Here is a 25,335-nt window from a genome sequence, read left to right on the forward strand (position 1 = left end):
ACATGCCCGACCGGATCGAGCGCCTCGGCGACACAACCGTTCTCATGTGCGCGGCCGACGGCGCCCCGCTGCGTGACGAGCGGGACGCGACCGACGTCATAGGGGAGGGGATGTACCAGGGCGCCTCCTGGGTCGTGGTCCCCGTCGAGCGGCTCACCGACGACTTCTTCCGGCTGCGCACCCGCGTCGCGGGCGACATCGTCCAGAAGTTCGCCAACTACCGGATGAAACTCGCCGTCGTCGGGGACATTTCCCGCCATCTGGAGTCCGGCACCGCGCTGCGCGACTTCGTCCGTGAGTCCAACCGGGGAACGCAACTGTGCTTCGCCCCCGACATGGACGCGCTGCGCGCGCGGCTCGCGGGGACCCCGTCCGGTTGATCAGCGCTGCGACAGCGGTGCCGGCGCCTCCTGGACGCACCAGCTGTTGCCGTCCGGGTCCTTGAAGAACATGAACGAGTTCCACTCCTCGCCCGTGCCCTCCTCCCAGCCCGTCGCGCCCACGTGCTGGATCGAGGTCACCGGGACTCCGCGCGACATCAGCTCGGAGTGGGCCTTCGCGATGTCCGTGACGCAGAGCTGCAGACCGTGGAGGGTGCCGGGGGCCATCATGGGCTGCTCGGGGTGCTCGGGCATGCCGCTCATCAGGGCGATGGAGCAGCGCGAGCCCGGCGGGGTCAGCTGGATGATTCGCATACCGGGGGCGACCTCCGAGTCGAGGTCGACCTTGAAGCCGCAGGCTTGTGCGTAGAAGGTCTTCGAACGGTCCATGTCCGTGACCGGGACCGGGACGACTTCGAGGGTCAGTTCCACAGGGTGGTTCCTTTCACCGGGTCGTGGCTCAGTGTGTGAAGCGCCAGCGGGTCTGGCCGAACGAGGTGCCCTTCGCGAAGCCGAACGCCGTGCGCGGCGCCACCCGGAATACCAGTGCCTCGCCCGCGTCGTGCACGAACACGCCGCCCCGGACCGCGAATGTCCAGTCCGGACCGTACTTCGCCACGTACTGCTCCGCCAGGGCGCGCAGCGTCGGCTCGTCGGTCACCCTGACGGCCTCGCCCTCGACGACCACGTCCGTCCCCTCGTTCAGCGAGGGGACACCGGTGGTGAGGATCACCTCGCGGTTCTCCCGTAGGTTCTTCGCCTTGCGTTCACCGGCTCCCGTGCAGAAGTGCAGGGCGTCGTCGTGCCAGACGGCGATCAGCGGAGTGACGTGCGGGCGACCGTCCGGTCGCACGGTCGTCAGCCAGAAGACCTCGGCGTCGCGGAGCTGGGCGGCCGCGGCGGACCAGTCGGCCGCCGAAGCCTGTGGGTCGCTGAAGCGGGTGTCGAGTTCGGACAGGGGCTGGGTCTGCCGCATGGCGCGGGTCCTCTCGCATCGCGTGCCGGTCGGCCAATGGGTAGACCGCGCCCGGTGCCCGTAATCATCGGTGCGTACGCGCGGGGCGAAGGTCAGCCGACCGGCTGCCAGCCGCCGCCGTCCGTCGCCGACCAGTACAGGCGGCCGTCGAGGCCGACGGCGCCGACCCCCGTGTCCGCGCCGGCCGGTGCCCCGGCGAACAGAGGTCCCGACGACTCCCAGCGGGGCGGGACGGCCGTGCGGCCGGCCGTGCCCGTGCCGGGGAGGGCCACGCCGGGCGTGCCGGTGCCGGAGCGGACCGCCGGAACCGAGAGGCCCGGTCCGAAGGCGCCGACCGGGCCGAAGCCGGCCGGGCCGCCGAGTTCGGTGACGGGGGAGGCCGACGAGCCGGAGAACAGGGCTGTGCGGACCGCGCCGGAGGCGGGCCTGCGGAACCAGAGACGTACGCCGTCGCCGTCCGGCGCGGCGCTCAACGCCAGCGTGGTCGGCGGCAGGCCGGTCGGCACGGGCCCGCGCAGCGGAGCGCCGGGCCTCGCCTGCGTCCACGTCACCACCGAGCGGGGAGTCCCGACGAACACCTGCTGCCGGCCGTGGGCGTCCGACGCCACGGCCGGGTCGCCGTGCAGGTCGCGGCCGCCCCGCTCCCGCCACGACGGCTCCCAGGTGCCGTCCGTCCGCTGGGCGAGAGAGCTCAGCGAGTGGCGGGCGTTGCGCAGGTAGACCGTGATCCGGCCCGCCCTGTCGACGGCCGCCGCCGGGGCGCTGAAGTCGAACACACCGGAGTCCTCGTCCCGTTCCGGCATGCCCAGCGACTCCCATGGCCCGAAGTCGCCGCCGGGGGCGCTCTGTACGGCGGTGACGACGTCCCTGCGGTAACCGCCGGGGCCGTCGCCGAGCGTCGTACGGGTGGCGAGGACGGCGATCCGCCCGTCGGGCAGCCGGACGGACGAGACACCGCTGTCCAGCCCGGCGCCCGGCAGCAGCTCGGGCCCGCTCCACGTTCCGCCGGCCGGCCGGTGCCAGACCGCCAGGCGGGTGTCGAGAACGGAGAACGCCCAGGTGCCGCCGTCCGCGTCCCGCCGCACCCACGACGTGGACTCGCCGCGGGTGTGGCGGACGGTGTTCGTCCAGCCCCGGCCTTCCGGGCGGGCGGCCACCTTGCGGTCGCCGCAGCCGGCGAGGAGGTCGCCGCAGTGGTACTCGTCGTCCATCCACGCGTACGTGCGCACGATGTCCAGCTTCGCCGCGGCGGTGTGCGGGTCGAGCGTGCCCGGCAGGCCGCTGGTCGCGTAGCCGAGATAACTCTGGACGGAGAAGGCCGGGTGGTCGGGCATCGCCGCGTAACGGGCGAGCGCCGCCTGCGTGAAGCGCGCCGCGTACGTGTGGTCCTGGTGGTCGGAGGGGTGTCCGGTCGAGGGGACGAGCCCCGGTGTGGGGTCCAGGATCCGCACATGGGTCGGTGCGTACCGCTCCAGCAGCCCGGTCACCGTGTCCACGACCTGCTGCCGGCTGTACGCGAAGTCCTCCGCGGCCGGGCTGCCGGAGGCCGGCTGCGAGCGCAGCCTGTCCGTCCGTCCGTCCCACAGACCGTGCAGGCTGTGGGGCCGGTCGCCGTGGATCGAGCCGGCCTCGCGCAGCTGCACCCACACGAGATTGACCGACGGGCGGGCCACGAGGATGTCGACCTCCGCCATGGCACCACCGGCGGTGTGCAGGGCGGTGCGCCGCCAGGGGCTGGTGCGGTCGCCGGTGGCCATCTCCGCGTACGCGGCCCGTATGCCGTTCTGCCGGGCCTCCGCGTAACGCTCCTTGTCCGCGCCGGGCCGCGTGGCCGGGGCCAGCGGGCCGGTGCGGGCGGCATTGACCCCGTCGGACTCGCCGGCGGTGAGGTAGACGGAGGTGAGACGGCTGCCGGACACGACGGACTGATGGGTGTCCGGGTTCATGAAGAACAGGTCGTCGTCCGGGTGCGCGACGATCTGCATCACGGACGTGACCGCCGGACGGGGCGGCCGGACCGGTACGGCCGCGGCCCGCGCACTGTCGAACGCCGTCTGTCGTGCCGTCGGGGGCGGCGGGCCGGGCAGCGCGCCGTCGGACGTGGCGATGCCTGCCCCGAGCACCGAAGCCGCGACGACGAGCGGTGCGGCCACGAGCGGTGCGACGACGAGGACAGCCGCCGTCGGGCCGCGACGGGACAGCAGGGCGAAGCGGCGGCGGAGCCCGTAGGAGCGCATGGGGTGATGCCTTCGGTGTTCTGATCGGTCGGGGTTCTGACCGGCGAGAACGTTCGGGGGCACCGCTGGTCGGCCATGAGGACGGAGATGTCGAGCATGCGGTTCATCAGGTCCGAAGTGCGAGGAACATGGCGTATCTCACGCGCCGGGTACGTCACTTGTGGGGTGGATCACCGCTGCCCGGGCCCGCGGCCGAAGCGTCGACCGCGACGTCGGCCGCGACGTCGGCCGGACGCGCACCGGCGTGGTGCGCCGGGTCGGGTGCCGCGGCCTGCGACTACGCTCGGGCGCACAAGGCGGCACGGCGGCGAGGCGGCGCGGCCGCACGGCAGACAGGAGTCCGGGATGACGGTTCCGGGGCGCAGGAGCAGCACCTTCACGCGGCTGCTGAGGCGTGGCTTCACCGACCCCTCCGCAGCCGGCCGGCTCCTCGACCTCCCCGACATGTCGTCCGTGCGCAGCGACCCCGTCCTGCTCGACGCCCTCGGTGACACGGCGGACCCCGACCTCGCCCTGCGCTCCCTCGTCCGTGTCGTCGAAGCGCACGAAAGCGGTGAAAGGCGAAGGTTCCTGGACAATCTGATCACCGCCAAGCCGCTGCGTGACCGGCTGCTGGGTGTCCTCGGCGCGTCGGAGGCGCTCGGCGACCATCTCGCCCGCCACCCCCGCGACTGGCAGGCCCTCGCCACCTACGAATCGGCCGACCTGCACCCGGGCGTCGCCGACTTCGAACGCGGACTCGCCGACGCCGACGACCCCGTGTCCCTGCGTGTCTCCTACCGCCGCTGCCTGCTCGCCATAGCCGCCCGCGACGTGTGCGGCACCACCGACGTGGCCGAGGCCGCCGCCGAACTCGCCGACCTCGCCACCGCCACCCTGCGCGCCGCCCTCGGTATCGCCCGCGCGGCCGCCCCCGACGATGCCGCGGCCTGCAAGCTCGCCGTGATCGCCATGGGCAAGTGCGGCGGCCACGAACTCAACTACGTCTCCGACGTCGACGTCATCTTCGTCGCGGAACCCGCGAACGGCACCGAGGAGGCCAAGGCGCTGCAGGCCGCGACCCGGCTCGCCTCCCACCTGATGCGCATCTGCTCGGAGACGACCGTCGAGGGCACCATCTGGCCCGTCGACGCCAACCTCCGGCCCGAGGGCCGCAACGGACCACTCGTACGCACCCTCTCCAGCCACCTCGCCTACTACCAGCGATGGGCGAAGACCTGGGAGTTCCAGGCACTCCTCAAGGCCCGTCCGGTCGCCGGCGACACCAAGCTCGGCGAGGCGTACATCGAGGCCGTCGACCCCCTGGTCTGGCAGGCCGCGGAACGCGAGAACTTCGTCGCCGACGTGCAGAAGATGCGCCGCCGCGTCGTCGACAACATTCCCCCCGCCGAGATAGAGCGCGAACTCAAACTCGGCCCCGGCGGCCTGCGCGACGTCGAGTTCGCCGTCCAGCTGCTGCAACTCGTCCACGGACGCAGCGACGCCACCCTGCACAGCGGCAGCACCCTCGAAGCACTCCAGGCCCTCGCCGCCGGGGGATACGTCGGACGGGCCGACGCGGCCCAACTCGACGAGGCGTACCGCTTCCTGCGCGCCATGGAGCACCGCATCCAGCTCCACAAACTGCGGCGCACCCACCTCGTGCCCGAGGACGAGGCCGACCTGCGCCGCCTCGCCCGCTCCCTCGGCCTGCGCACCGACCCCGTCGCCACCCTGGGCCGCGAGTGGAAGCGGCACGCGTCCGTCGTGCGCCGCCTGCACGAGAAGATCTTCTACCGGCCGCTGCTGGACGCCGTCGCCCAGCTCGCCCCCGGCGAGACCCGGCTCAGCCCCAAGGCCGCGGGCCAGCGCCTCGAAGCTCTCGGGTACGCCGACCCCGCGGGCGCGCTGCGCCACCTCGAGGCCCTCGCCTCCGGGGTCAGCCGCAAGGCCGCCATCCAGCGCACCCTGCTGCCGGTGCTGCTCGGCTGGTTCGCCGACTCGGCCGACCCCGACGCGGGCCTCCTCGGCTTCCGCAAGGTCTCCGACGCGCTCGGCAAGACGCCCTGGTACCTGCGGCTCCTGCGCGACGAGGGCGCCGCCGCGGAGAACCTCGCGCGGGTGCTGTCCGCGGGGCGGCTCGCGCCCGACCTGCTGCTGCGCGCGCCCGAGGCCGTCGCCATCCTCGGCGACCCCGAAGGGCTGCGGCCACGCGGCCGCGACCACCTCGAACAGGAGGTTCTCGCCGCCGTCGGCCGCGCCGACACCGCGGAGGGGGCGGTCACCGCCGCCCGCGGCGTACGGCGCCGGGAACTGTTCCGTACCGCCGCCGCGGACCTCATCGGCTCCTACGGCACCGAGGACAGCCCGGCCGAGGGCGATCCGGGCGCCCTGGTCGACCGGGTCGGCGACGCCGTCACCGAACTCACCGCCGCCACCGTCTCGGGCGCGCTGCGCGCCGCCGTACGCGACAAGTGGGGCGACACCCTGCCCACCCGCTTCGCCGTCATCGGCGTCGGCCGCTTCGGCGGGTACGAACTCGGATACGGCTCCGACGCGGACGTCCTGTTCGTCCACGAGCCGCGCGAGGGCGTCGACGAACAGGAAGCGGCCCGCGCCGCGAACGCCGTCGTCGCCGAGATGCGCAGACTGCTGCAGCTGCCGACCGCGGACCCGCCGCTGCTGATCGACGCCGACCTGCGGCCCGAGGGCCGCAACGGTCCGCTGGTGCGCACACTCCCCTCCTACGAGGCGTACTACCGCCGCTGGTCGCGGGTCTGGGAGAGCCAGGCGCTGCTGCGAGCCCTGCCCATGGCGGGCGACGCCGAGCTCGGCGCGGCGTTCATCAGGCTGATCGACCCGCTGCGCTACCCCAGGGAGGGTCTCGGGGACGAGGCCGTGCGCGAGATCCGCCGGCTCAAGGCCCGTATGGAGTCCGAGCGGCTGCCGCGGGGCGCGGACCCGACACTGCACACCAAACTCGGCAGGGGCGGTCTGAGCGACGTCGAATGGACGGTCCAGCTCCTCCAGATGCGGCACGGCGCGGACGAACCGGGCCTGCGGACCACGCGCACCCGCGAGGCCCTCGCGGCGGCGCACTCCGCCGGCTTCGTGTCCGCCGAGGACGCCCAGACCCTGGACGAGGCCTGGGTCCTGGCGACGCGCGTCCGCAACGGCGTGATGCTCGTCCGCGGCCGCGCGGGCGACACGTTCCCGTCGGACGCGCGTGAGCTGGCGGCGGTGGGCCGGTACATGGGGTACGGGCCGGGGCACGTGGGCGACATGCTGGACGACTACCGGCGGGTGACACGGCGGGCGCGGGGCGTGATGGAGTCCCTCTTCTACGGCGCGTAGCCCTGGGGCGGGCGGCGGGTGGGGGCCGCTGCGCGGGGCCGTTTCCCCACCCCGCCCCTTCCCGAACCGGGCTCCGCCCGGACCCGGTGCGGTCAGGACAGATGGCCGCCGCTGCCCACCGGAGCCGGGCTTCGCCCAGAGCCGGGCTTCGCCCTGGCCGGGGGTTGCTTGGACCTGTTCCAGGGCGGCGTGCCGGGCTTCGCGTGAGGGGTGGGGGCCCGGAGCCGGTGTCGTACGGGCAGATGGCTGCCGCTGCCCACCGGAGCCAAGGGTCGCTTGGACCTGTCCCCGGGCGGCGGTGGGGGGCGCTGCGCAGGTGCGGGCTTGTGCGGTGCGGATTCCGTCTTCGCGGAGGAGCGCCCCGCGGCCGTCAGGTCGGAGTGGGAGGTCGCACCCGTGCGGGGCCCGGGGGCGTTTCCGCGGGAGTCAGCCGCGGGCCGCGGGGAGGAAGCGGCGCAGGCCGCCGGTGTCGCCGCCGGCCGCGGTTTCCTCGACCACAAGCCGCGGCAGCTGGTGCGGAAGCGCCCGGTACCACGCGTAGGAGACCGCGAAGCCGAACGCCAGGCAGATCATGCCGCCCACCGCGTCCAGCCAGAAGTGGTTCGCCGTGGCGACGATGACGACCAGTGTCAGGGTCGGGTACAGCAGGCCAAGGATCTTCGCCCACGGCGCGGTCGCCAGCGCGAAGATGATCAGTCCGCACCACACCGACCAGCCGATGTGCATGGACGGCATCGCCGCGTACTGGTTCGACATGTTCTTGAAGTTGCCCGAGGCCATGGAGCCCCAGGTGTCGTGGACCAGCACGGTGTCGATGAAGCTCTGGCCGTTCATCAACCGGGGCGGTGCGAGCGGGTACAGGTAGTAACCGACCAGAGCCACACCGGTTGTGGCGAAAAGGACGAGTCGGGCGGCGGCGTAACGGCCCGGATGCGCACGGTAGAGCCAGACGAGCACACCGATGGTGACGACGAAGTGCAGCGTGGCGTAGTAATAGTTCATCGACACGATGAGCCATGTGACCGAGTTGATCGCGTGGTTGACCGAGTCCTCCACCGCTATGCCGAGGGTGTTCTCCACCTGCCAGATCCAGTCCGCGTTGCGCAGGGCCTGGCTCTTCTGCTCGGGTACGGCGTTGCGGATCAGCGAGTACGTCCAGTAACTCACCGCGATCAGCATGACTTCGAACCAGATGCTGGGGCGAGCGGGTGTCCGTGGCAGCCGGGGCCGGGCGGGCGCGGGCGAACTCGCCCCGTCGCCCTCCACCATGGGTGACGGGGTCGCCGTCCGGCTTTCAAGAGTCTTCACGGTCGATTCACCCATGAGAGAGGAGTTTGCCAGATGAACGGCTCCCTCCGATCATCCCTCCGTCGGGTTCGTACCGCATACTCTCCCCCTCACGGACGAGAGGCGTCTCAGGGGCGGCGTCCGGGGCCGGAAGCCGTCGAACCCCGGACCACCAGCTCGGGCATGAAGACGAACTCGCCGTGCACGGGAGCCCTCGGCCGGTCCGGCGCGGATGCCGAGTGGATGTCCCCGATCTCCTCCAGGAGCGCGCGCACCGATGCCTGCCCCATCGCCTGCACCGGTTTCCGGACGGTGGTCAGCGGCGGATCGGTGAAGGCGATCAGCGCCGAGTCGTCGAATCCCACGACGGAGATGTCGTCCGGTACTTCGAGGCCCCGGTGCCGGGCCGCCCGTATCGCCCCGAGGGCCATCATGTCGCTGGCGCACACCACGGCCGTGCATCCCCGGTCCATCAGCGTCGAGGCCGCGGCCTGGCCGCCCTCCAGGGTGTAGAGGGAGTGCTGGACGAGATCCCCCGAGGCCTCGGGCGTGATGCCCAGCTGTTCCTGCACCGCGCGTCGGAAGCCCTCGATCTTCCGCAGTACGGGTACGAACCGCCGGGGGCCGAGCGCGAGGCCGATCCGGGTGTGACCGAGGGAGACGAGGTGGGTCACGGCGAGTTGCATCGCGCCGCGGTCGTCCGCGGAGATGAACGGCGCGCGCACGTCCGGCGCGAAACCGTCGACGAGGACGAACGGGACGCCCTTGGCGCGGAGCCGGTCGTAGCGCTCCATGCCTGCGGTGGTGTCGGCGTGCAGACCCGAGACGAAGATGATTCCGGAGACGCCCCGGTCGACCAGCATCTCGGTGAGCTCGTCCTCGGTTGAACCGCCGGGCGTCTGCGTGGCCAGCACCGGCGTGTAGCCCTGACGCGTCAGGGCCTGGCCGACGACCTGGGCAAGGGCGGGGAAGATCGGGTTGTCGAGGCCCGGCGTGATCAGTCCCACCAGGCCCGCGCTGCGCCGGCGCAGCCGGACGGGCCGCTCGTAGCCGAGCACGTCGAGGGCGGCGAGCACCGACTGGCGGGTGGTCGCGGCGACGCCTGGCTTTCCGTTGAGGACCCGGCTCACCGTCGCTTCGCTGACCCCCGCCTGGGTCGCGATGTCGGCCAGGCGTGCGGGAGCGGTCACGGATCGGACTGTACCCGTCACGACTTCACCTGCCCACCGGGCCTCGGATCAGGGGGTGTTGCCGGGGTCGGCGCCTGCCCGCCCGAGCGGCTTCTCGAGCAGCAGCACGCCGTAACGGCTGCCGTCCGCGGCGACCTTGGCCGGTTCCTCGCCCACCACCCGGTACCCGGCGGCCTCGTAGTAGGCGCGCAGCCGCGGATTGGAACTGAGGCAGTCCAGCCGGGCCATCTCCCGCCCGGCAGCGGCGATGCGCCGCTCGGCATGGGCGAGCAACGCCAGGCCCGAGCCGGCCGGAGCGTCGTCGCGAGCGGTCATGAGACGGTGCACGTAGCCGGCGACCGGCGGCTGGACTCCCCATGCGGCGGTGTCGTCCCACCACACCTCGTACGCACCGGCAGGCCGTCCACCGCTCTCCCACAGCCACACCTCGCCCTCCGCGATCCGCCGCCGGAAGTGGCCGGCCTCCTTGTCGCCGGGCTTCCACTGGTCGATGCCGTTGCGCAGCATCCAGCGCGCGGCGCCGTCGAAGAGGGCGACGAGGATGTGCACGTCGGAGGCGGTGGCGAGGCGGAAACCGGCAGTGGTGATCATGACCCGATGATGCAGGACCGGGCCGGCCGCCTTCTGCCGAAGGCGCTACCGCAGGCGCCGCCGCAGGCACTAACGCAAACGCTGGGAGGGCACCTTGACGATCGAGGGCACCAGCTCCGTGAGGCGGCCCACGAGGTCGCCGAACGGGCCGTCCATCGGCTCGTCCGCGAGGATGCGGACAAGGAGGTCCGCCATCTCCTCGTCGTAGGCGGCGCTCACCGCGGCCAGCGCCGCGAAGTCGTGCACCAGCTGCAACTCCAGCTCGGCGCGGGGGATCCGCCGGCCGTCGAGCCAGATCAGCGCCGTGGACTCCGCGAGCGACACCCAGGAACGCACGACCAGCTCCAGGCGCGCGGACGGGGAGCCGGCCCCGAGATGCCTGAGGATCTGGTCGTACGCGGCCTGCCGCACCTCGTCGATCACCGCGGTCGCGGTGGACGAGCCGACGGCGGGGCCGCCCCGCATCAACGCGGAGAAACCGGGCCCGTGTTCCTCGACGAAGTCGAAGAACCGTCCCATCACCCGCAGCAGCCGTGCGCCCAGCGGACCGCTCGGCGGCTCCAGGAAACGGGCGGCGAGTTCGTCGGCCGCCCGGCGCAACGCCGCCTCGTACAGGCTCTGCTTCCCGGGGAAGTAGTGGTACACGAGGGGACGCGAGATGCCCGCGGCCGCCGCGATCTCGTCGATGGAGACGTCGTCGGGGGAGCGGTGGCTGAACAACTCCAGCGCCACGCCGATCAGCTGCTGTCTGCGCTCCTCGACGCCCATCCTGCGCCGCACCCCGGTCGTCATGCCCACACCCTACCCATTGGCCTGATCCGCACCGGTACGAGGACCCGCCCTCCCGAGGGGCGGACGTGTTCCAGGGTCGTCAGCCGGGACCGGCCCTCCGACCGCCGGGGCGGGCGTTCAACGCAGTGAGCCCACCCGAGTGCCGTCCGCCAGGCGGCCGTTCAGTTCGGGCCGGGCACCCTCTTGAGCACGTACCGCCACCACATGGTCCGCCGCTCCGCCCTCGACCCCGTCGCCGGAGACCGTGAGTGAGGTGAGCTGCCCGCTGCCGGCCGCCAGCACGTACCACTGCCCGGCCCGCGACTTCCACAGCACACCGGCCAGCACCCGCGGCTCGCGCGCACCGCAGGCCGGGGAGTCCTCGGCCCGTGCCACCACCGTTCCGGGCGTTCCCGGCCGCGGGGCGGGCGGGTGGAACTGGGCCATGACCCTGCTGCCCGTGCCCCGCCAGGTGTCCGCCCGCGTACACATCCAGGTGGCCGTGCCGTTGGCCTCCGGCAGCCGCTGCCGCGCGTACTCCCACGAGTTGACGCTGCGCACACCGTGCGCCCTGACACCCGGCAGCAGACAGGCCGTGCGCGCCCAGGACTCGCGCGCGGCGGCGCTCGTGACCTCCGTGGGAGCGCCGGGCGGGCCGTAGGTGAGGTGCGCGGCGGTCAGCTCCCCGAGGTCCGTCACCACGGTGGTCCCGCTGCCGTCGGTCAGCTCCAGCGCCTGCCAGGCCAGGCACTTCCGCGCGCCGACCGGGCTCGGCAGCCGCTCGGTGAGACCGCTCGCGTCCCGGCGGAGCGGACGCGGCTTCCCGGCCGGGTCGACCAGGTCACGTACCGAGGCCCCGCGCACCCAGGGGGCCGTCAGATAACGGACGCTGTCCCGTGAACGTCCGGCGACGAGCGCACCGGAGGCGGCGGCGTCCGCTCCGTCCGTACGCGCGAAGTCGAGGGACGTACCGCCCGCCGCACCCCGCGATCCGGCCGACTCGGCGTAGCGGACGACGCGCAGCCCGTCGTGCAGGACGACCACGCGCGCGCGGCCGACGTCACCCGCGAACAGCAGCTGCGGCGGCCCCATCGGAGGCCCGGAAGGCGTTCCGGGGGTCGCGGTGACCCGGATCCCGTCCCCGGGCCCGGCCCAGGCCGCCAGCGCCCGGCTCAGCAGTGCCCGGTCGCCGGTGAGCGGCCCCCGGGCGGGCCAGACCGAGAAGTCCCTGCGGGTCGACACCTGCCAGGCGGTGGCGCGGACGCGTACCAGTCTGTCCGGATCGAGCGCCGCCTCGACGGAGGCGTGACGGGTGTACGGCACGGTCGCCGCGCCGCCCTCCCGGCCGTCCGGCAGCGCGAGCAGCGTCCCGCACACCGCGAGCGCCGCCGCTGCCACCAGCGCCGCCGTGGCATGACGGCGGCGGCGCAGCAGATCGGTGGGCCGCACCTGGAGCGAGCAGGCGTCGAACTCGGAGGAGCCGAGCAGTTGCGCACCCCGCCGCCCGCCCGGCACCCCGCGGGCCTCCGACAGCGCCTGCTCCGCCTCCGCGGCCCCGGCCCGCTCCAGCGCCTCGCGCACCTCACGGTCGGACAGCTTCTCCAGACCGCGCAGCACGTACGCGGCCCTGGCCGGGCCGGGCAGCGCGGACAGCCGCTGATCCAGCGCCAGTTCTTCCGCACCGCCCGAGCGGGGAAGGACACGCAGGCCCCACATGTGCGGCAGCAGCGGCGGGAACCGGGTTCGCCGGGGCCACGCCCATGGCCGCACCGGCAGCGACGCCTTCAGCGCCTGGCGCAGCACCCGGTCCCGTACGTAGGTGTAGCCGGGTGTGCACGGAGCCTCGGGCCGGCGGGCGCGCGGCACCGCCGGCGCGGGCGGGGGGAGCCGGGCCGTACTGTCGCCGCGGGGCAGCGAACGCTGCACGACGGCGTGGGCGGTCAGCACGCGGCGGCTCACGCCCAGGGACGACGGCAGCAGCAGGTAGGCGATCCTGACGAGGCGGGGGTAGTGCTCGACGAGCGCCGCCTCGGCCTGACGCACCGCGACCCCGCCTCCTCCGGGCACGGCGTCCGCCTCGGGCAATGCCTCGGACACCTCGGGTACGACCCCGGCCCCGTGGGTCTGGGGCACGGCCCCGTGGGTCTCGGGCACGGCCCCGTGGGTCTGGGGCACGGCCTCGGCATCGGGCGCGGCCTCGGCTCCGGCATCGGGCGCGGCCTCGGCTCCGGCATCGGGCGCGGCTCCGGGCGCGGGTCGGGGCACGGAGGAGCCGGAGGAGTCGGAGGAGGGGACGACGTCGTGTGGGCGCACGTTCAGCAGAACGAGCGAATCGTCCTGTGGTCACCAGGCGCGCACGGTGCCGCCCGTGGTCACGCGGGGACGACGAGCCGCTCGCGGATGCGCTCCACCGCGGCGGCCGTGACGCCCAGGCCCTCGCTCACGTACTTCTCCATCGAGCCGTGGCGCGCGTCGACCTCGTCCAGCGCGGCCCGCAGATAGCCCGGCACCACACCGATCATCGCGAGTGCCGTCTCCGGCTGCCCGCCCTGGAGCGTGTAGCCCTCGACGAGCGGTGCGAACGCCTCGCGCACCGCCGCGTTGACGGACAGGTACTCGGCCTCGACCGTCTTCGGTGCCGCGCCGAGCAGGGTGAGCACGATCGTCGCCGCCCAGCCCGTACGGTCCTTCCCCGCCGTGCAGTGGAACAGCAGCGGCCCGGAGCCGGGGTCCGCCACCTCGTCGAGGAAGGCCCGGTACGCGACGCGCGCCGAATCGGTCGTCACGAACGCGCGGTAGATCTCGCCGAACAACTCCCGGCCTCTGCCGCCGCCGAGTTCCTGCTCGGCGACGGCAGGATCGGCCAGCAGTCGCCGCAGCCGGGCCGCCGCGGGCATCCGGCCGGAGGCGACCTGGTCGGCGAGGACGTCCGCGAGCAGCAGCCGTCCGCCCTCCGGCACCCGGTCGGGGCGGGCGTCGCGTTCGGCCTGCGTACGGAAGTCGACGACGGTACGGATACCGAGGGCGGCGACGGCCGGGTCGGACGCGGCGTCCATCCGGTCCAGTTGCCCGGACCGGAACAGCAGGCCGCCGCGCACCGACCGGCCGCCGGACAGCGGAGTACCGCCCAGATCGCGAAGGTTCGCGACGGTGGTGGAGGGGATCGCGTTCATGAGTGGGACCCTGGGCCCTTTCGTTCGGATCATGCCGGGCTCGACCGGATCATGCCCGGCTCGACCCTGACGAAGACCCTGGACCCACCGGCGTCACCCGGCGGCCGCGACACCTCCCGTCACGGACCAGCCGCTGAACCCGACCGTCCCGCGCGCCCCGCTCCCGCCGTTCGTGGCGCTCATGAAGAACCCGGTGTCCTGTACGGCGGCCGTGCCGGGGACGGACACCGTGGCCACCGTCCGCCAGGTGGTGCCGCCGTCGGTGGAGCACGCGCCGGTGAAGGACGTGCCCGCGTTCCTGGTCAGCCGCAGCAGGACCGGGGCCTTGACACCGGTGATGCGGCGGTAGGTGTCGAGGGTGCCGTCGCCGTTCGTGTCGTACGACATCACGACGCCCTGCCCGGGGGTCACCGCCAGGTTCAGGAAGCCCCTGTCGCCGGGTGCGGCGAGCGAGTTGCGCACCACGATGCCGGCCCGTGCCCAACTGCCCGTGTTCTCCTGCGAGTCCACCCGGAGCAGCACGCTGCCGCCCGAGGCGAGCGCCGCCTCCCGGTACGCGGTGGCGAAGTGCGTGGTGCCCCGCCACAGGTCGTTGCCGGCTCCGTTGATCGCGAGCCGGTCGCCGACCTGCCCGAACACGGCGGCGTTGGAGGTGAACGTGCGCCACCGGGGGTCGAGCGGCGAGGCCAGATACACGCTGCCGGGCCGGGTGACGGCAACCCGCTCCTCACCCCGCGGCCCGTATCGGGTGCTCAGCCGGTAGGGCATGGGGACCAGCGGTTCGGTGAGGGGCTCGGGAGACGCGGTCACCCGCCAGGACACCGAGTCCGTGTCTCCGGCCGCCACGCCGTCCAGGTGTGCGTCGCCCTGCGGTTCGGCGTCGAGTCCGGTCAGCTCGAAGTCGACCCGTCCGGTGGCCCGCAGCCCGTTGAGGTTGCGGAAACCGGCGGTCACCGTGCCGGTGCTGCCCGGTGTGAACGACGGCGGTTCCACGTCCACCGTGACGTGCCCCTGGTACGGGGCGCGGGCCAGGGTGTCGTACACCCGCAGTGCCGTGCGGTGGGCGTCACCCGTCGGGCGGACCGGGTAGGGGCGGCGGTCCTTCGTCCACGCCTCCTCCGCCGGGTACCAGTCGAAGGACCTCGGCGTCCGGCCCTCCGCCATCGCGTCGGCCTGCTCGGTCAGGTACGCCTCCCACTGGGGGAGGTGGACGTCGTTGATGAGCCCCTGCCAGTCCCGGCCGGCGTAGTTGCTGAGGTGGTTCGCGGCGCTCCGGTCGGCCCACGTCGTGACCAGTACACGGGCGGTGCGCTCCAGTTCGACCGCCTCCTCCGGGTCGGTGGCGAGCCGCTTGGCGTCCTCGAGCCAGGGACCGAGCAGGAAGGAACGGTGGCAACCGGCCATGGTGTCGCTCAGCCGCATCAGCTTCAGCCACAGCGCGGTGATCGCCCGGAAGGTCTCGGTGTCCTTGTCGACGTACGCGGCCCGCAGAGGCAACTGCAGCGTGCGGGAGCGGTTGGCGAGTGCCTGGCGGGCCAGGTCGGTCAGATCGTGGCGGTAGGCGTCCGAGTCGCGCAGCGACGGCCGAACGCCGAGCAGCGCGGCGAACGCCCGGTCGAAACCGGCCGGATCGAAGGCCGTGCCGATGGACGTGGTGAGTGACGGACGGCGGCCGAACAGTGAGTGGTGGGGGCGGCCGTCGGTGCTGGTCAGGCTGTACGCGGTCGTGGCGAGCGCGGCGAACGCGGCGCGTGCCGAACGGTCCTCGGCGCCGTAGCGGAAGTCCGCGTACCCGGCGAACCAGGCGTCCCGGTCGGTCTTCTCCTCGCGCCAGGCCAGCTCGCTGAACAGTTCCAGCGCCGCCGGGTCGCGCTCCGCGGCCTCCGGCATGTACGCGGTGCCCACCAGCGCGCTGCCGGGCTTGTCGCGCCAGGCGGTGAACTTCTCCGTCCAACGGTCGGTGTTCGCGCCGATCGTCGTGCGGCCGCCGAAGTTCGGGATGGTGCCGAACGCGTACGGGGTGCCGCCCCACTCCGTCTCCCGGTCGGTGACGGAGTCCAGGTCGGAGAGGCCGTCGACGATGAGCACCTTGGAGGTGTCGATGGCGTTGAGCAGCGCCGGACGCGGGTTGGCCTGCCAGCCGAGGATCACCCAGGTCGCGTCGGGGCGGGCCGCGCGCAGTGAGGTCTCCACCGCGCGGGCGGCGTCCGGCACGGGTACGTCACCGGCCGTGCCGCCCTCGTGCAGCAGGTCCATCTTGAAGTGGTCGATCCCGCCGAACAGCTCCTGCTGGTGCCGGTAGAAGGCGGCGGCGACGTCGGCGAACGCCCGGGTGCGGGGGTCGAGCCAGTCGGGGCGGCGCAGCCCGTTCCAGCCGCCCTGCCCGATCACCCGCGCGTCGCCCGGGTTGCGGGCGACGAAGCCGTCGGGGACGGTTCCGAAATAGCCCGGCAGGACGGGGTGCATGCCCAGTTCGCGCATCCGGTCGGTGATGCGCCGGCCGAGGGCGGTGCGCCGTTCGATCAGGGCGGGCGACAGGGGCCCGCCGTACTCGCTCATGTTCTGGAGCAGCCACCAGGGCTGGTGCGAGGGCGCGGGCAGCCAGGTGCGGGCCTCGGTGTCCGAGTAGCCGAAGTCCATGAGAAGCCGGTGGTAGACAGCTTCCTGGCCGGGCGTCACCAGGATCTCGTTGCAGCCGTGCAGGGCGAGGACGTCGATGTGCCGTTCCCAGCGCGGCCAGTCGGCGTAGGGGGCGGTGTAGCCGTCGTGGGTGTCGTTGTACGCGAACCGGTGCGGGACGGTCGCGCTCCGCTCCAGCGGACGGCGGGGAGCGGGCAGCCGGTGCGGCAGGTCGAGCTGCGAGCCGGACCACGAGATGTGGGCCCGGCAGACGTACTTGAGGTACCAGTGCACCCCTGTCAGCAGGGCCACCGGGCCGGTGCCGGCGACCTCGATGCGGCCGGTGGAGCCGGATACGCGGAAACGTTCGGCGCCGGTGACCAGGGTGAGGCGGAACTGGTCCGCGTGGTCGGGCAGCAGGCGGCGCAGGGCTGCGAGGGCGGGTCCGGTGGCGGGTCCGGTGACGGGTCCTGTGGCGGATCCGCCGGAGGGTTCGGCGGGTTCGGTGCGCGTGCCCCCGGGCGGCCGGGCCGGGGCGGGCAGGGCGACCGCGGGGCTCTGCCCGGCGACCAGCGCCCCGGCTCCCAACGCTCCGGCGGTTCCCAGGAGAGTACGTCTCGACAGCTCGTGCATCAGCGCTCCTCCATGTTGCTGGGGCGACAACGGCTGCGTGCGGAGCGCACGTTACCCGTGGTTCGGCCGCGCGCAGAGGGGCCGGGAAGGCACCATGGCCGGATGCGGACGAGTACGAGTACGAGCACGTGGCGGGCGGCCCGGACAGGACTGGCAGTTGTGGTCCTCGCCCTGGCGGCGGCCTGCGGCTTCGGTGACGACGGCGACGGGCGTGTCGCGGCCGACAAGGGCGCGAAGGCGCCGAGAACGGCGACCGGCAGCCTGGAGGACCTCGCGCGGCGGGCCGACTGTGAACCGAACATCCAGACGGACGCGGAGGAACTGCGCCAGGCGAATTGCCGTACCGACGACGGCAGGTACGTCCTGGCGACGTTCGCCACCGACCGCGGTCAGCGCGAGTGGATCAACGAGGCCAACGACTACGGCGGCACGTATTTGGTCGGGCGCAAGTGGGTCGCGGTCGGCGACGAGAGGGTGGTGGAGGCACTGCGCGGCCGGCTCGGCGGCGAGGTGGAGACCGGGGCGCGGCACGGATCCGGCGAGGGCAACGGCGAGGACACCGGTCGCGAAGGCCACGAAAGCCACGGCGGCCACGAAGGGCATTGAGGAGCCGGCCCGCCACGAGTAGCACGGCGCGCGGAACGGGAACCGGCCCACCCCCGCGCCGGCACCACCGTCACGACCACCACCACCGTCACGACCACCACCGGTCCGGTCCGGGCGCTCCCCGGACCGGACCGCGAGAGGCAGCGCCGCTCCGTCCGCAGACACGAGCAGGCCGGGCCGGCCCGGGGGACTCCCCGGGCCGGCCCGGCCTCTCGCGGTTCAGCGGGTCACTGACAACGGCGGCCGTCGTTGATGCAGTCCACCATCCGGTCCATCAGGTTGTCGTCGAAGACGTTGATGAAGTCACCGTGGTCCGTGATCGGCTTGTGCAGCTGCTCCGGGAACGAGTCGACCGCGAAGGTCGAGGCGTTGTCCCCCTCGAAGACCGGCGGCGGCACGTCGTAGACGATCCGCTGCACGAGCTGCGGGATGGCCCGGAAGCCGTTCGGGCAGCTGCCGTCCTCCTCGGCGAAGGAGACATGGGTGCGGTGGTTCGCGCTGTCGGTGTTCTGTCCGTCCCAGCAGCTCTGGAATTTGAAGCTCCGTACCACCTGGCTGCCCTCGGGGCAGATCGGGTACTTGTCCTTCAGCTGCCGGTCCTCGAATCCGGTGCAGCTCCAGGACGCGTTGGCGTTCGCGTCACCGTTGGTGAACGACTTGGCGTCACCGGTGATGATGCGGAGGAACTTCGGCATCGCGGTGACCTTGCTCCGCGGATTGCCCTCGAACCTCAGCGTGACCTCGGTAGGCGTCTGGATCTCACCGACGTTCTGGTCGTTGCCGCCGCCGTCCGCGCCGGCGTCGAACTCGTTCTGGCCGTTCTGCACGCGCAGCACGGGCCAGTAGTAGGTCGACTTGTCGCCCTGGTTGTTGCAGGTGGTGTCTCCGTTCGCGAGGTCGTCGTCGGCGGCGAAGGCGTTGTTGGCCTGGTTGCCCACGTAGTCGTGCATGTGGTGGGCGCCGTTGCTCACGCCGGGGGCGGCGATGACGTTGTCGGAGTTGAACAGGCCGTTCTCGTTCACGCCGCAGTTGGTGGTGAAGGTGCCGCGCGAGGCGCCTCGCCGCTTGCGCGGCCTGTCGACGTTCGGCTGGACGGACTCGATCTCGACGAAGTCGTCGGCCACGGGGCCGTTGCCGGCCTGGCCTCCGTTGTTCCCGTTCCCGCCGTTGCCGTCGCCCTGGTCCCCGCCGTCCTGGCCCTGGCCCTGGTCCTGGCCGCCGTCGTTGTTCCGGCCGTCGTCCTGACCACCGTCCTGGCCGTCGTTCTGACCGTCGCCGTTCTGGCCGCCGTCGTTGTTCTGATCGTTGTCGTCGCCGCGCAGCGTGCACGGCGCCGTCTCCTCCAGCCCCTGGGGGCGTGCGGCAGAGCGGTCGATCAGCGCGACGATCCGCTGGATGATCACCAGTCGTTCGTTCTTCAAAGGGTTCAGCAGCTGGTTCTGCGCGAAGCCGCGGTCGTTCTGGACCCGCTCCCTGTTGTCGGCGAACCGCTGGTAGTACGTGGTGATCTGGTTGTCCAGAGTGGCAAGTTCGCGGTCGACGGCGTACCGCTGGTCGTCGGGTATGTCCTTGATGGAATTGACGACCTCCGGACAGTCGATGGTGGAGACCGGCTGCCCGGCGCTCTGGGTTCTCGGCCGGCTCCGTTCACCGTCGCCGCCCCATCCTTCATGGGCGGAAGCGTAGAAATTGGCTGCCACCAGCCCACCCCCGCCCAGAAGAAGGGCAGCCGAGGCAGCGATCGCCCGGTTTGCCAGCGTTGAGCGTTTTCTCGATGTGCGTCCCATGGAACTCCAATCCCGGGGGAGGGAAGTACGCGCCGTTCCATACGGACACCGTCTCTCAGGTGTTCAGTCATGTGCGGAAGTCACGGCAGTCACGGAAGTCACGGAAGTCACGGCAGTCACGGAAGTCACGGGAGTCGCGTGAATCGCAGAGGACTTCGGGCGCCGAACCTTCTCGGACCCCGACGGAGACGGGCCCCCGTCGCTCAGGCCCGCGTAGCCCGCCCGTGGTCGAGGTAGGCGAGCACCGCGAGCACCCGGCGGTTGTCGTCGTCGGAGACCGGCAGGTCCAGCTTGGCGAAGATGTTCGAGGTGTGCTTGGCCACCGCCCGCTCGGTCACCACCAGCCGCTCCGCGATCGCCGCGTTCGAGCGCCCCTCGGCCACCAGTTCCATGACCTCCAGCTCACGCGGTGTCAGGCCGTCCATCGGCTTGTCCTGCGAACGCCGCGACAGGAGCTGCGAGATCACCTGCGGGTCCATGGCCGTGCCGCCCGCCGCCACCCTGCGCACCGCGTCGACGAACTGCTCCGCGTCGAAGACCCGGTCCTTCAGCAGATAGCCGACCCCGCCGCGCCCGTCGGCCAGCAACTCCCGTGCGTACAACTGCTCCACGTGCTGCGACAGCACCAGCACCGGCAGGCCGGGTCTCGCCCGCCGCGCCGCGAGCGCGCACTGCAGACCCTCGTCCGTGTGCGACGGCGGGAGCCGGACGTCGACGACGGCGACGTCCGGATCCAACTCGGCCAGTGCCCGGCTGAGTTCGGGACCGCTCTCCACGGCGGCCAGGATCTCGCAGCCGAACGCCTCGAGCATGCGGACCAGGCCGTCCCGCAGCAGGAACAGGTCCTCGGCTAGTACAACTCGCAAGGGATCTCCATGGTGACCATGGTGGGACCGCCCGCGGGGCTGCCGACGGCCAGGACTCCGTCGAATGTACCGAGCCGCCGTTCGACACCGCTCAGGCCGGACCCCGCCCCGATCACCGCCCCGCCCCTGCCGTTGTCGGTCACCGCGATGCGCAGCGAGCCCTCCGCGTACGTGATGTCCACCCAGACGCGGTCGGCACCCGAGTGCTTGACCGCGTTGGTGAGCGACTCGCTCACCGCGAAGTACGCCGCCGACTCCACCGGCGCGTCGACCCGGCCCGGCAGCTCCACCTCCACCTCGGCCGGCACGGGCAGCCGCAGCGCCAGCGCCTTCACCGCGTCGCCCAGGCCGCGCTCGGCCAGTACCGGCGGATGGATCCCCCGCACCAGGTCCCGCAGTTCCGTCAGCGCCTCCGCGGACGACTCGCGGGCCTTGGCGATCAGCTCCTTCGCCTGTGCGGGGTCCTTCTCGATCAGCGCCTCCACGGTTCCGAGGCTCATCCCCACCGCGACCAGCCGCGCCTGGGCCCCGTCGTGCAGGTCCCGTTCGATGCGGCGTAGTTCGGCCGCCGACGAGTCCACCGCGTCGTGCCGGGTCTCTGTCAGCCGGTCGATGCGCTGCTCCAGCTCCTCCTGCCGGTTCGGGGCGAGGACCGCGCCGGCGAGCCTGAAGTGGCCGCGTACGAGGGCGGGGTTGACGTGCAGCGCCACGATCATCCAGGCGGCGCCGAGCAGGGCGGCCAGACGGGCCGAGCCGCCGTCCGTGACCGGCAGGAACGTGTACCAGTAGGTGCCCTGTGCCTCGACGATCGGCTTCCACAGCCCCGCCGCGAGCAGCAGCCCGAAGACGCCCTCCAGGATCAGCGCCGGAGCGAGGATCGCGAGGACCGCGCCACCCGTCATGTCCGTGAGCAGCCACTGCATGTCCCGCCAGGTCGCCGGGTCCTTCAGCATCCGGGAACAGCGCTCGACCCGGCCGGCGACCCCCGTGAGGGGCCGTCCGGGGAAGTGCCGGTAGCGGACCGGGATGCGGACCTCGGACCACCGCGCCGCCAGCAGCCGTCTGCGGCCCGCATGCGCCCGCACCAGCGTCATCACCCAGGGGGTGGTGAACACGCCGACGCCGACCGGTATCAGGGCGATCGACACCGTCGCCAGGGTGAAGAGCACGACGGATCCGATCAGTCCCATCAGGGCCAGCCCCAGCCCCCGCGCGCCGGCCACCACCGCGCCGTGAACCTTCTCGATCATCTACAAGTCCCCCTCGTCCTCCGGTCTCGATCACCAGTGTCTCGGGCGTCGCCCGCGAAACGCACTGGTGCCCGGCACCGGACCAGGGGTGTATCTGAGTACACCCGCCGCCGCCCGCGGCACGGAACCGACGGCTGGGCGCGGGGCGTCAGCCCGTGTCACCCCTTGCCGAGCAACCGCTCCTCCACCTCCGGTGACAGCCCCACCTTCGCGCGATCGGGCCGCTGCGGCGCCGCGCCGCCCAGCGCCGTGAGCCAGGCCCACGTGTCGCGGACCGTGTCCCCGACGGGGCGGCACCGCAGGCCGGCCGCCAGCGCGCGCTCCACGCCCACCCCGTGCAGTGCGCCGTACCCCTCCTGCGTCGGCGGCACCCAGATCGGCAGATCGGACCACGGCTCCACCCCCGCCGCCAGGATGGTTTCGGCAGGCGTCCACCTCAGCCGCGCCGACGAACCCGTCACCGCGACGCAGGCGTCGAGGAGTTCACCCGTCGTCGTGTGACCCGGCTCGCTCACTACGTTGTACGGGCCGCCGCGCCCGGCCTCCGCCGCGTCGAGCATCCACTCGGCGAGATCGCGGACGTCGACGTACTGCAGCGGCGTCTCCCGCTGTCCCGGCGCGAGTACGTCACCGCCGCGGGCGATCCGCCCGAGCCACCACGGCAGCCGTCCGATGTTCTCCCACGGCCCGAGGATCAGTCCCGAGCGCACCAGCAGGGAACGCGCGTCCCCGAACGCGTCCAGCACCGCGAGCTCACCGCCCCGTTTGGCCTCGGCGTACGGCACCTCCCCGGCGTCCGGCGAACTGGGCACGGTGGCCGTGCTCTCGTCGTACCCGGCCGCCGGCGGCCACACGTACACCGAGCAGCTGGAGACGTAGACGTACCGTCCGGCCCGGCCCGCGAGAAGCCGTGCCGTGTCCCGCACCGCCGACGGGGCGCCCGACCAGGTGTCGACGACGACGTCCCACTCGCCCTCGGCCAGCGCCGCCAGCCCGCCTTCCGCGGTGCGGTCGCCGGTCCGTACGGCCACGCCGGCCGGTGCCGCGTGCCGTCCCCTGTGGAAGACCGTCACGTCCCACCCGCGGGCGAGCGCCGCCTCCGTGACCGCGCGCCCCGCGAACTCCGTACCGCCCAGAATCAGAAGTTTCATGATCACGACTCTGCCCCACGGGCTCGCGCCGACGACAGCGGTTCTGCTGCCGGGAGAACGTCCCGTACCCGCGGTCACTCTCCCGGACCCGGCCCCGAGCTGGCAGCATGTGCCGACGATGACGGATGCCCGGTCGCCGATGCGCGCCCTGCGGGCCGCACTCTTCGCGGCGGTTTCGGTCACCCTTGCCGCTATGGGGCATTCGTCCCTGTCCGCGCATCACATACCTCCCACGGCCCTGCTCACCGCGCTCGGAGTGACCGCGGGCGCGGGCTGGCTCGCGGCGGGCCGCCGCTGCGGCGCCCGTTCCATCGGCGCCGGAATGCTCGCCGTACAAGGAGCCCTGCATCTGATCTTCGCGGGCGGCGGACAGAGCGCCGCCCACCACGGACACCAGCAGACGCCCCCGGACGCCGTCACCGACACCGGCATGCTCACCGTGCACCTCGCCGCCGCCGCAGGCTGCGCGCTGTGGCTGGCGCACGGCGAGGCCGCGTTCTTCCGCCTCGCGCGCAGCGCGCTCTCCTTCGCGTTCACCCCACTGCGACTGCTGCTCACCACCGTCGTACGCCTTCCGGAGACGGTCCCCGCACCCCGCCCGGCCACCCGGCCGCACTTCGCGCCCGGCGTACCGCTCGCCCACACCGTCGTCCGCCGCGGGCCGCCCGCGCCGGCCCTCCACCGCGCCATGGTCCCCGGAGCCGCTGCTGTCCGACCGGGGGCCGCCTTCCCCATGTCGACACACCAACTCCGAGGACCCCCATGTCCATCGACGCCCCCGACCAGGGCACGGCGGAGAAGACCGCCGCCACCGCCCCGGCCGAACCCGCCGCAACCCGCGGCGCGCTGCGCCCGCTCGTGCTGCGGCTCCACTTCTACGCGGGGCTGCTGATCGCCCCGCTGCTCCTCGTCGCCGCCGTCAGCGGTCTGCTCTACTCGCTGTCGTTCCAGGCGGAGAAGTTCGTCTACCGCCATCAACTCACCGCTCCCGTCTCCGGTCCCGCCCTCCCGCTCGAATGGCAGGTCGACGCCGCCCGCGCGGCGAACCCCGACGGCACCGTCACCGCCGTGTGGCCGTCGTACGAGGACGGGGCGACCACCCGCGTCCTGATGAGCGACCCCGGCGTGGCGCAGGACAGATCCCTCGCCGTCTTCGTCGACCCGTACACCGCCGACATACGGGGGCAGCTCCCCTCGTACGGCAGCTCCGGCGCACTCCCGCTGCGGGCGTGGCTCGACGAACTCCACCGCGACCTGCATCTCGGCGACTTCGGGCGGCACTACAGCGAACTGGCCGCCAGCTGGCTGTGGGTCGTCGCACTCGGCGGACTCATGCTCTGGGCCGGACGCCGACGGCGTACCAAGCGGGCCCTGTTCCTACCCGAGCGCGGCACGAAGGGCCGCCGCAGGACCCTGTCGTGGCACGGCACCGTCGGCCTGTGGACGGTCACCGGCCTGGTCCTGCTCTCGGCCACCGGCCTGACCTGGTCCCGCTACGCGGGCGAGAACATCGGCGCCGTGCAGGACCAGCTCGGCGGAGCCACCCCCACCGTCTCCGCCGCGCTCGGGGCGGACGCCGGCGGCGGGGACGAACACGAGGGCCACGGCGGCAGCGGCCACGGCACGGAGCACCGGGGCACGGACGTCGGCATCGACGCCGCCGTGGCCGCCGCCCGCGGCTCAGGCGTGGACGGCAGACTCGCCGTGACCCTGCCGGCCGACGGCAAGGGATACGTCGTCCAGGAGACCGACACCCAGTACCCGGTCCACCTCGACTCGGTCGCCGTCGATCCCGCCGACGGCCGCGTTGTCGACGAACTGCGCTTCGACGACTACCCGTTGCTCGCCAAACTGACCCGTTACGGCATCGACGGCCACATGGGTGTGCTCTTCGGCCTGCCCAACCAGCTCGCGCTGGCCGCCCTGACGGCCGCCCTGATCCTGCTCGTCGTGTGGGGCTACCGGATGTGGTGGCTGCGCCGCCCGACGAAGGAACACAGGCTCGGCCCGGGCCGACCGGTGCCGCGCGGAGCGTGGCGGAAGGTGCCGGTGACCGTACTGCTGCCGGTCGCCGCGGCGACGGCCTTGGCCGGCTGGTTCGTACCGATGCTCGGCATCAGTCTGCTGGTGTTCCTGGCCTTCGACATCGCGCTCGGCGCCGCGTCGAAGGCCAGGTCACGCTCCCTGCCCGAACGGCACGGCCAGGGCGTGTACTTGTAGCCGACCCGCCGCACGGTCCGGATCGTGCGGCGGTGCTCGCCGCCCAGCTTGCGGCGCAGCCGCGCCACATGGACGTCGACGGTGCGGCCGTCGCCCACATGCCCGTGACCCCACACCGTGGTGACCAGCTGGTCACGGGTGTGGACCCGGTGCGGATGCGCCATGATCCCCACGACGCCGCCACCGCCACCCGCACGTGCACGTCGGCCGCCCCCACGGGGGTCGTGACCCGGAGCGACAGGAGGGCGCCCGCCGTCACGGCGGA

Annotated in this window: 19 protein-coding genes and 1 pseudogene; 5 read left to right on the forward strand and 15 right to left on the reverse strand. The window is 72.8% G+C overall.

Annotated features, from left to right (window positions below):
- The first annotated feature begins 2 nt into the window (after positions 1-2).
- Positions 3-380, forward strand: a complete 378-nt coding sequence (locus ACFYV1_RS09605; RefSeq protein ID WP_389394866.1) for a DUF4180 domain-containing protein — start codon at positions 3-5, stop codon at positions 378-380.
- Here the strand turns inward: ACFYV1_RS09605 and ACFYV1_RS09610 are convergent, their stop codons facing one another.
- The 3 genes from ACFYV1_RS09610 to ACFYV1_RS09620 all read right to left on the reverse strand — a co-directional run bounded on the left by ACFYV1_RS09610 (position 381) and on the right by ACFYV1_RS09620 (position 3,593).
- Entirely contained in the window at positions 381-812 is a 432-nt protein-coding gene (locus ACFYV1_RS09610; protein ID WP_389394867.1) for a VOC family protein, read from the reverse strand.
- A gap of 28 nt (positions 813-840) precedes the next feature.
- A complete protein-coding gene (locus tag ACFYV1_RS09615; protein ID WP_389394868.1) occupies positions 841-1,356 on the reverse strand; it encodes a pyridoxamine 5'-phosphate oxidase family protein in 516 nt (171 codons plus the stop codon).
- A gap of 92 nt (positions 1,357-1,448) precedes the next feature.
- Entirely contained in the window at positions 1,449-3,593 is a 2,145-nt protein-coding gene (locus ACFYV1_RS09620) for a PIG-L family deacetylase (protein WP_389394869.1), read from the reverse strand.
- A gap of 345 nt (positions 3,594-3,938) precedes the next feature.
- On the opposite strand from ACFYV1_RS09620, the gene ACFYV1_RS09625 reads away from it, so the two are divergent.
- Positions 3,939-6,926, forward strand: coding sequence for a bifunctional [glutamine synthetase] adenylyltransferase/[glutamine synthetase]-adenylyl-L-tyrosine phosphorylase (locus ACFYV1_RS09625; protein WP_389394870.1), 2,988 nt, complete (start codon positions 3,939-3,941; stop codon positions 6,924-6,926).
- Positions 6,927-7,352: 426 nt separating this feature from the next.
- On the opposite strand, the gene ACFYV1_RS09630 is transcribed toward ACFYV1_RS09625, so the two are convergent.
- The 7 genes from ACFYV1_RS09630 to ACFYV1_RS09660 all read right to left on the reverse strand — a co-directional run bounded on the left by ACFYV1_RS09630 (position 7,353) and on the right by ACFYV1_RS09660 (position 17,190).
- Positions 7,353-8,249: a phosphatase PAP2 family protein gene (locus ACFYV1_RS09630; protein WP_389394871.1), complete on the reverse strand. Its 897-nt coding sequence runs from the start codon at positions 8,247-8,249 to the stop codon at positions 7,353-7,355.
- A gap of 92 nt (positions 8,250-8,341) precedes the next feature.
- On the reverse strand, positions 8,342-9,403 hold the full coding sequence (locus ACFYV1_RS09635; RefSeq protein WP_389394872.1) for a LacI family DNA-binding transcriptional regulator: 1,062 nt from the start codon (positions 9,401-9,403) through the stop codon (positions 8,342-8,344).
- A 48-nt stretch (positions 9,404-9,451) separates the two neighbouring features.
- Positions 9,452-9,994, reverse strand: coding sequence for a GNAT family N-acetyltransferase (locus ACFYV1_RS09640; RefSeq protein WP_389394873.1), 543 nt, complete (start codon positions 9,992-9,994; stop codon positions 9,452-9,454).
- Between the two features lie 69 nt (positions 9,995-10,063).
- Positions 10,064-10,786: a TetR/AcrR family transcriptional regulator gene (locus ACFYV1_RS09645; RefSeq protein ID WP_389394874.1), complete on the reverse strand. Its 723-nt coding sequence runs from the start codon at positions 10,784-10,786 to the stop codon at positions 10,064-10,066.
- 117 nt (positions 10,787-10,903) lie between these two features.
- Positions 10,904-12,862: a hypothetical protein gene (locus ACFYV1_RS09650; protein ID WP_389395273.1), complete on the reverse strand. Its 1,959-nt coding sequence runs from the start codon at positions 12,860-12,862 to the stop codon at positions 10,904-10,906.
- A 275-nt stretch (positions 12,863-13,137) separates the two neighbouring features.
- On the reverse strand, positions 13,138-13,938 hold the full coding sequence (locus ACFYV1_RS09655) for a tyrosine-protein phosphatase (protein WP_389394875.1): 801 nt from the start codon (positions 13,936-13,938) through the stop codon (positions 13,138-13,140).
- A gap of 93 nt (positions 13,939-14,031) precedes the next feature.
- Entirely contained in the window at positions 14,032-17,190 is a 3,159-nt protein-coding gene (locus tag ACFYV1_RS09660; RefSeq protein WP_389394876.1) for an alpha-N-acetylglucosaminidase TIM-barrel domain-containing protein, read from the reverse strand.
- Between the two features lie 102 nt (positions 17,191-17,292).
- Between ACFYV1_RS09660 and ACFYV1_RS09665 the strand changes: the two genes are divergently transcribed.
- A complete protein-coding gene (locus ACFYV1_RS09665) occupies positions 17,293-17,796 on the forward strand; it encodes a hypothetical protein (RefSeq protein WP_389394877.1) in 504 nt (167 codons plus the stop codon).
- Positions 17,797-18,023: 227 nt separating this feature from the next.
- On the opposite strand, the gene ACFYV1_RS09670 is transcribed toward ACFYV1_RS09665, so the two are convergent.
- The 4 genes from ACFYV1_RS09670 to ACFYV1_RS09685 form a co-directional block, all read right to left on the reverse strand.
- Complete coding sequence (locus ACFYV1_RS09670; RefSeq protein ID WP_389394878.1) at positions 18,024-19,583, reverse strand: DUF1996 domain-containing protein; 1,560 nt, start codon at positions 19,581-19,583, stop codon at positions 18,024-18,026.
- A 203-nt stretch (positions 19,584-19,786) separates the two neighbouring features.
- Positions 19,787-20,449, reverse strand: coding sequence for a LuxR C-terminal-related transcriptional regulator (locus ACFYV1_RS09675; protein ID WP_389394879.1), 663 nt, complete (start codon positions 20,447-20,449; stop codon positions 19,787-19,789).
- Positions 20,434-21,699 (reverse strand): sensor histidine kinase, encoded by a 1,266-nt coding sequence (locus ACFYV1_RS09680; RefSeq protein WP_389394880.1) that lies wholly within the window; start codon positions 21,697-21,699, stop codon positions 20,434-20,436. Before ACFYV1_RS09680 ends, ACFYV1_RS09675 begins: the two co-directional genes overlap by 16 nt.
- A gap of 158 nt (positions 21,700-21,857) precedes the next feature.
- Positions 21,858-22,850 carry an NAD-dependent epimerase/dehydratase family protein gene (locus ACFYV1_RS09685; RefSeq protein WP_389394881.1) on the reverse strand — a complete coding sequence of 331 codons (993 nt, stop codon included), beginning with the start codon at positions 22,848-22,850 and terminating at the stop codon, positions 21,858-21,860.
- Between ACFYV1_RS09685 and ACFYV1_RS09690 the strand changes: the two genes are divergently transcribed.
- Together ACFYV1_RS09690 and ACFYV1_RS09695 are read left to right on the forward strand one after the other, a co-directional pair.
- Positions 22,849-23,742, forward strand: a complete 894-nt coding sequence (locus ACFYV1_RS09690; RefSeq protein ID WP_389394882.1) for a hypothetical protein — start codon at positions 22,849-22,851, stop codon at positions 23,740-23,742. The genes ACFYV1_RS09685 and ACFYV1_RS09690 overlap by 2 nt on opposite strands.
- On the forward strand, positions 23,709-25,070 hold the full coding sequence (locus tag ACFYV1_RS09695; protein WP_389395274.1) for a PepSY-associated TM helix domain-containing protein: 1,362 nt from the start codon (positions 23,709-23,711) through the stop codon (positions 25,068-25,070). Before ACFYV1_RS09690 ends, ACFYV1_RS09695 begins: the two co-directional genes overlap by 34 nt.
- On the opposite strand, the pseudogene ACFYV1_RS09700 reads toward ACFYV1_RS09695, so the two are convergent.
- Positions 25,055-25,234: pseudogene (locus ACFYV1_RS09700) on the reverse strand (helix-turn-helix domain-containing protein); the annotation flags it as partial. The gene ACFYV1_RS09695 and the pseudogene ACFYV1_RS09700 overlap by 16 nt on opposite strands.
- Positions 25,235-25,335: the final 101 nt, after the last annotated feature.

Source organism: Streptomyces sp. NPDC003023 (assembly GCF_042888225.1).
Taxonomy (GTDB): domain Bacteria; phylum Actinomycetota; class Actinomycetes; order Streptomycetales; family Streptomycetaceae; genus Streptomyces.

What these genes read in the sequence shown, in the direction of transcription:
- ACFYV1_RS09640 (WP_389394873.1), bottom strand. Translation starts at nt 9,994, where the DNA reads ATGATCACCACTGCCGGTTTCCGCCTCGCCACCGCCTCCGACGTGCAC.
- ACFYV1_RS09685 (WP_389394881.1), bottom strand. Translation starts at nt 22,850, where the DNA reads ATGAAACTTCTGATTCTGGGCGGTACGGAGTTCGCGGGGCGCGCGGTC.
- ACFYV1_RS09670 (WP_389394878.1), bottom strand. Translation starts at nt 19,583, where the DNA reads ATGGGACGCACATCGAGAAAACGCTCAACGCTGGCAAACCGGGCGATC.
- ACFYV1_RS09630 (WP_389394871.1), bottom strand. Translation starts at nt 8,249, where the DNA reads ATGGGTGAATCGACCGTGAAGACTCTTGAAAGCCGGACGGCGACCCCG.
- ACFYV1_RS09645 (WP_389394874.1), bottom strand. Translation starts at nt 10,786, where the DNA reads ATGACGACCGGGGTGCGGCGCAGGATGGGCGTCGAGGAGCGCAGACAG.
- ACFYV1_RS09690 (WP_389394882.1), top strand. Translation starts at nt 22,849, where the DNA reads ATGATCACGACTCTGCCCCACGGGCTCGCGCCGACGACAGCGGTTCTG.
- ACFYV1_RS09655 (WP_389394875.1), bottom strand. Translation starts at nt 13,938, where the DNA reads ATGAACGCGATCCCCTCCACCACCGTCGCGAACCTTCGCGATCTGGGC.
- ACFYV1_RS09605 (WP_389394866.1), top strand. Translation starts at nt 3, where the DNA reads ATGCCCGACCGGATCGAGCGCCTCGGCGACACAACCGTTCTCATGTGC.
- ACFYV1_RS09665 (WP_389394877.1), top strand. Translation starts at nt 17,293, where the DNA reads ATGCGGACGAGTACGAGTACGAGCACGTGGCGGGCGGCCCGGACAGGA.
- ACFYV1_RS09660 (WP_389394876.1), bottom strand. Translation starts at nt 17,190, where the DNA reads ATGCACGAGCTGTCGAGACGTACTCTCCTGGGAACCGCCGGAGCGTTG.
- ACFYV1_RS09615 (WP_389394868.1), bottom strand. Translation starts at nt 1,356, where the DNA reads ATGCGGCAGACCCAGCCCCTGTCCGAACTCGACACCCGCTTCAGCGAC.
- ACFYV1_RS09680 (WP_389394880.1), bottom strand. Translation starts at nt 21,699, where the DNA reads ATGATCGAGAAGGTTCACGGCGCGGTGGTGGCCGGCGCGCGGGGGCTG.
- ACFYV1_RS09620 (WP_389394869.1), bottom strand. Translation starts at nt 3,593, where the DNA reads ATGCGCTCCTACGGGCTCCGCCGCCGCTTCGCCCTGCTGTCCCGTCGC.
- ACFYV1_RS09625 (WP_389394870.1), top strand. Translation starts at nt 3,939, where the DNA reads ATGACGGTTCCGGGGCGCAGGAGCAGCACCTTCACGCGGCTGCTGAGG.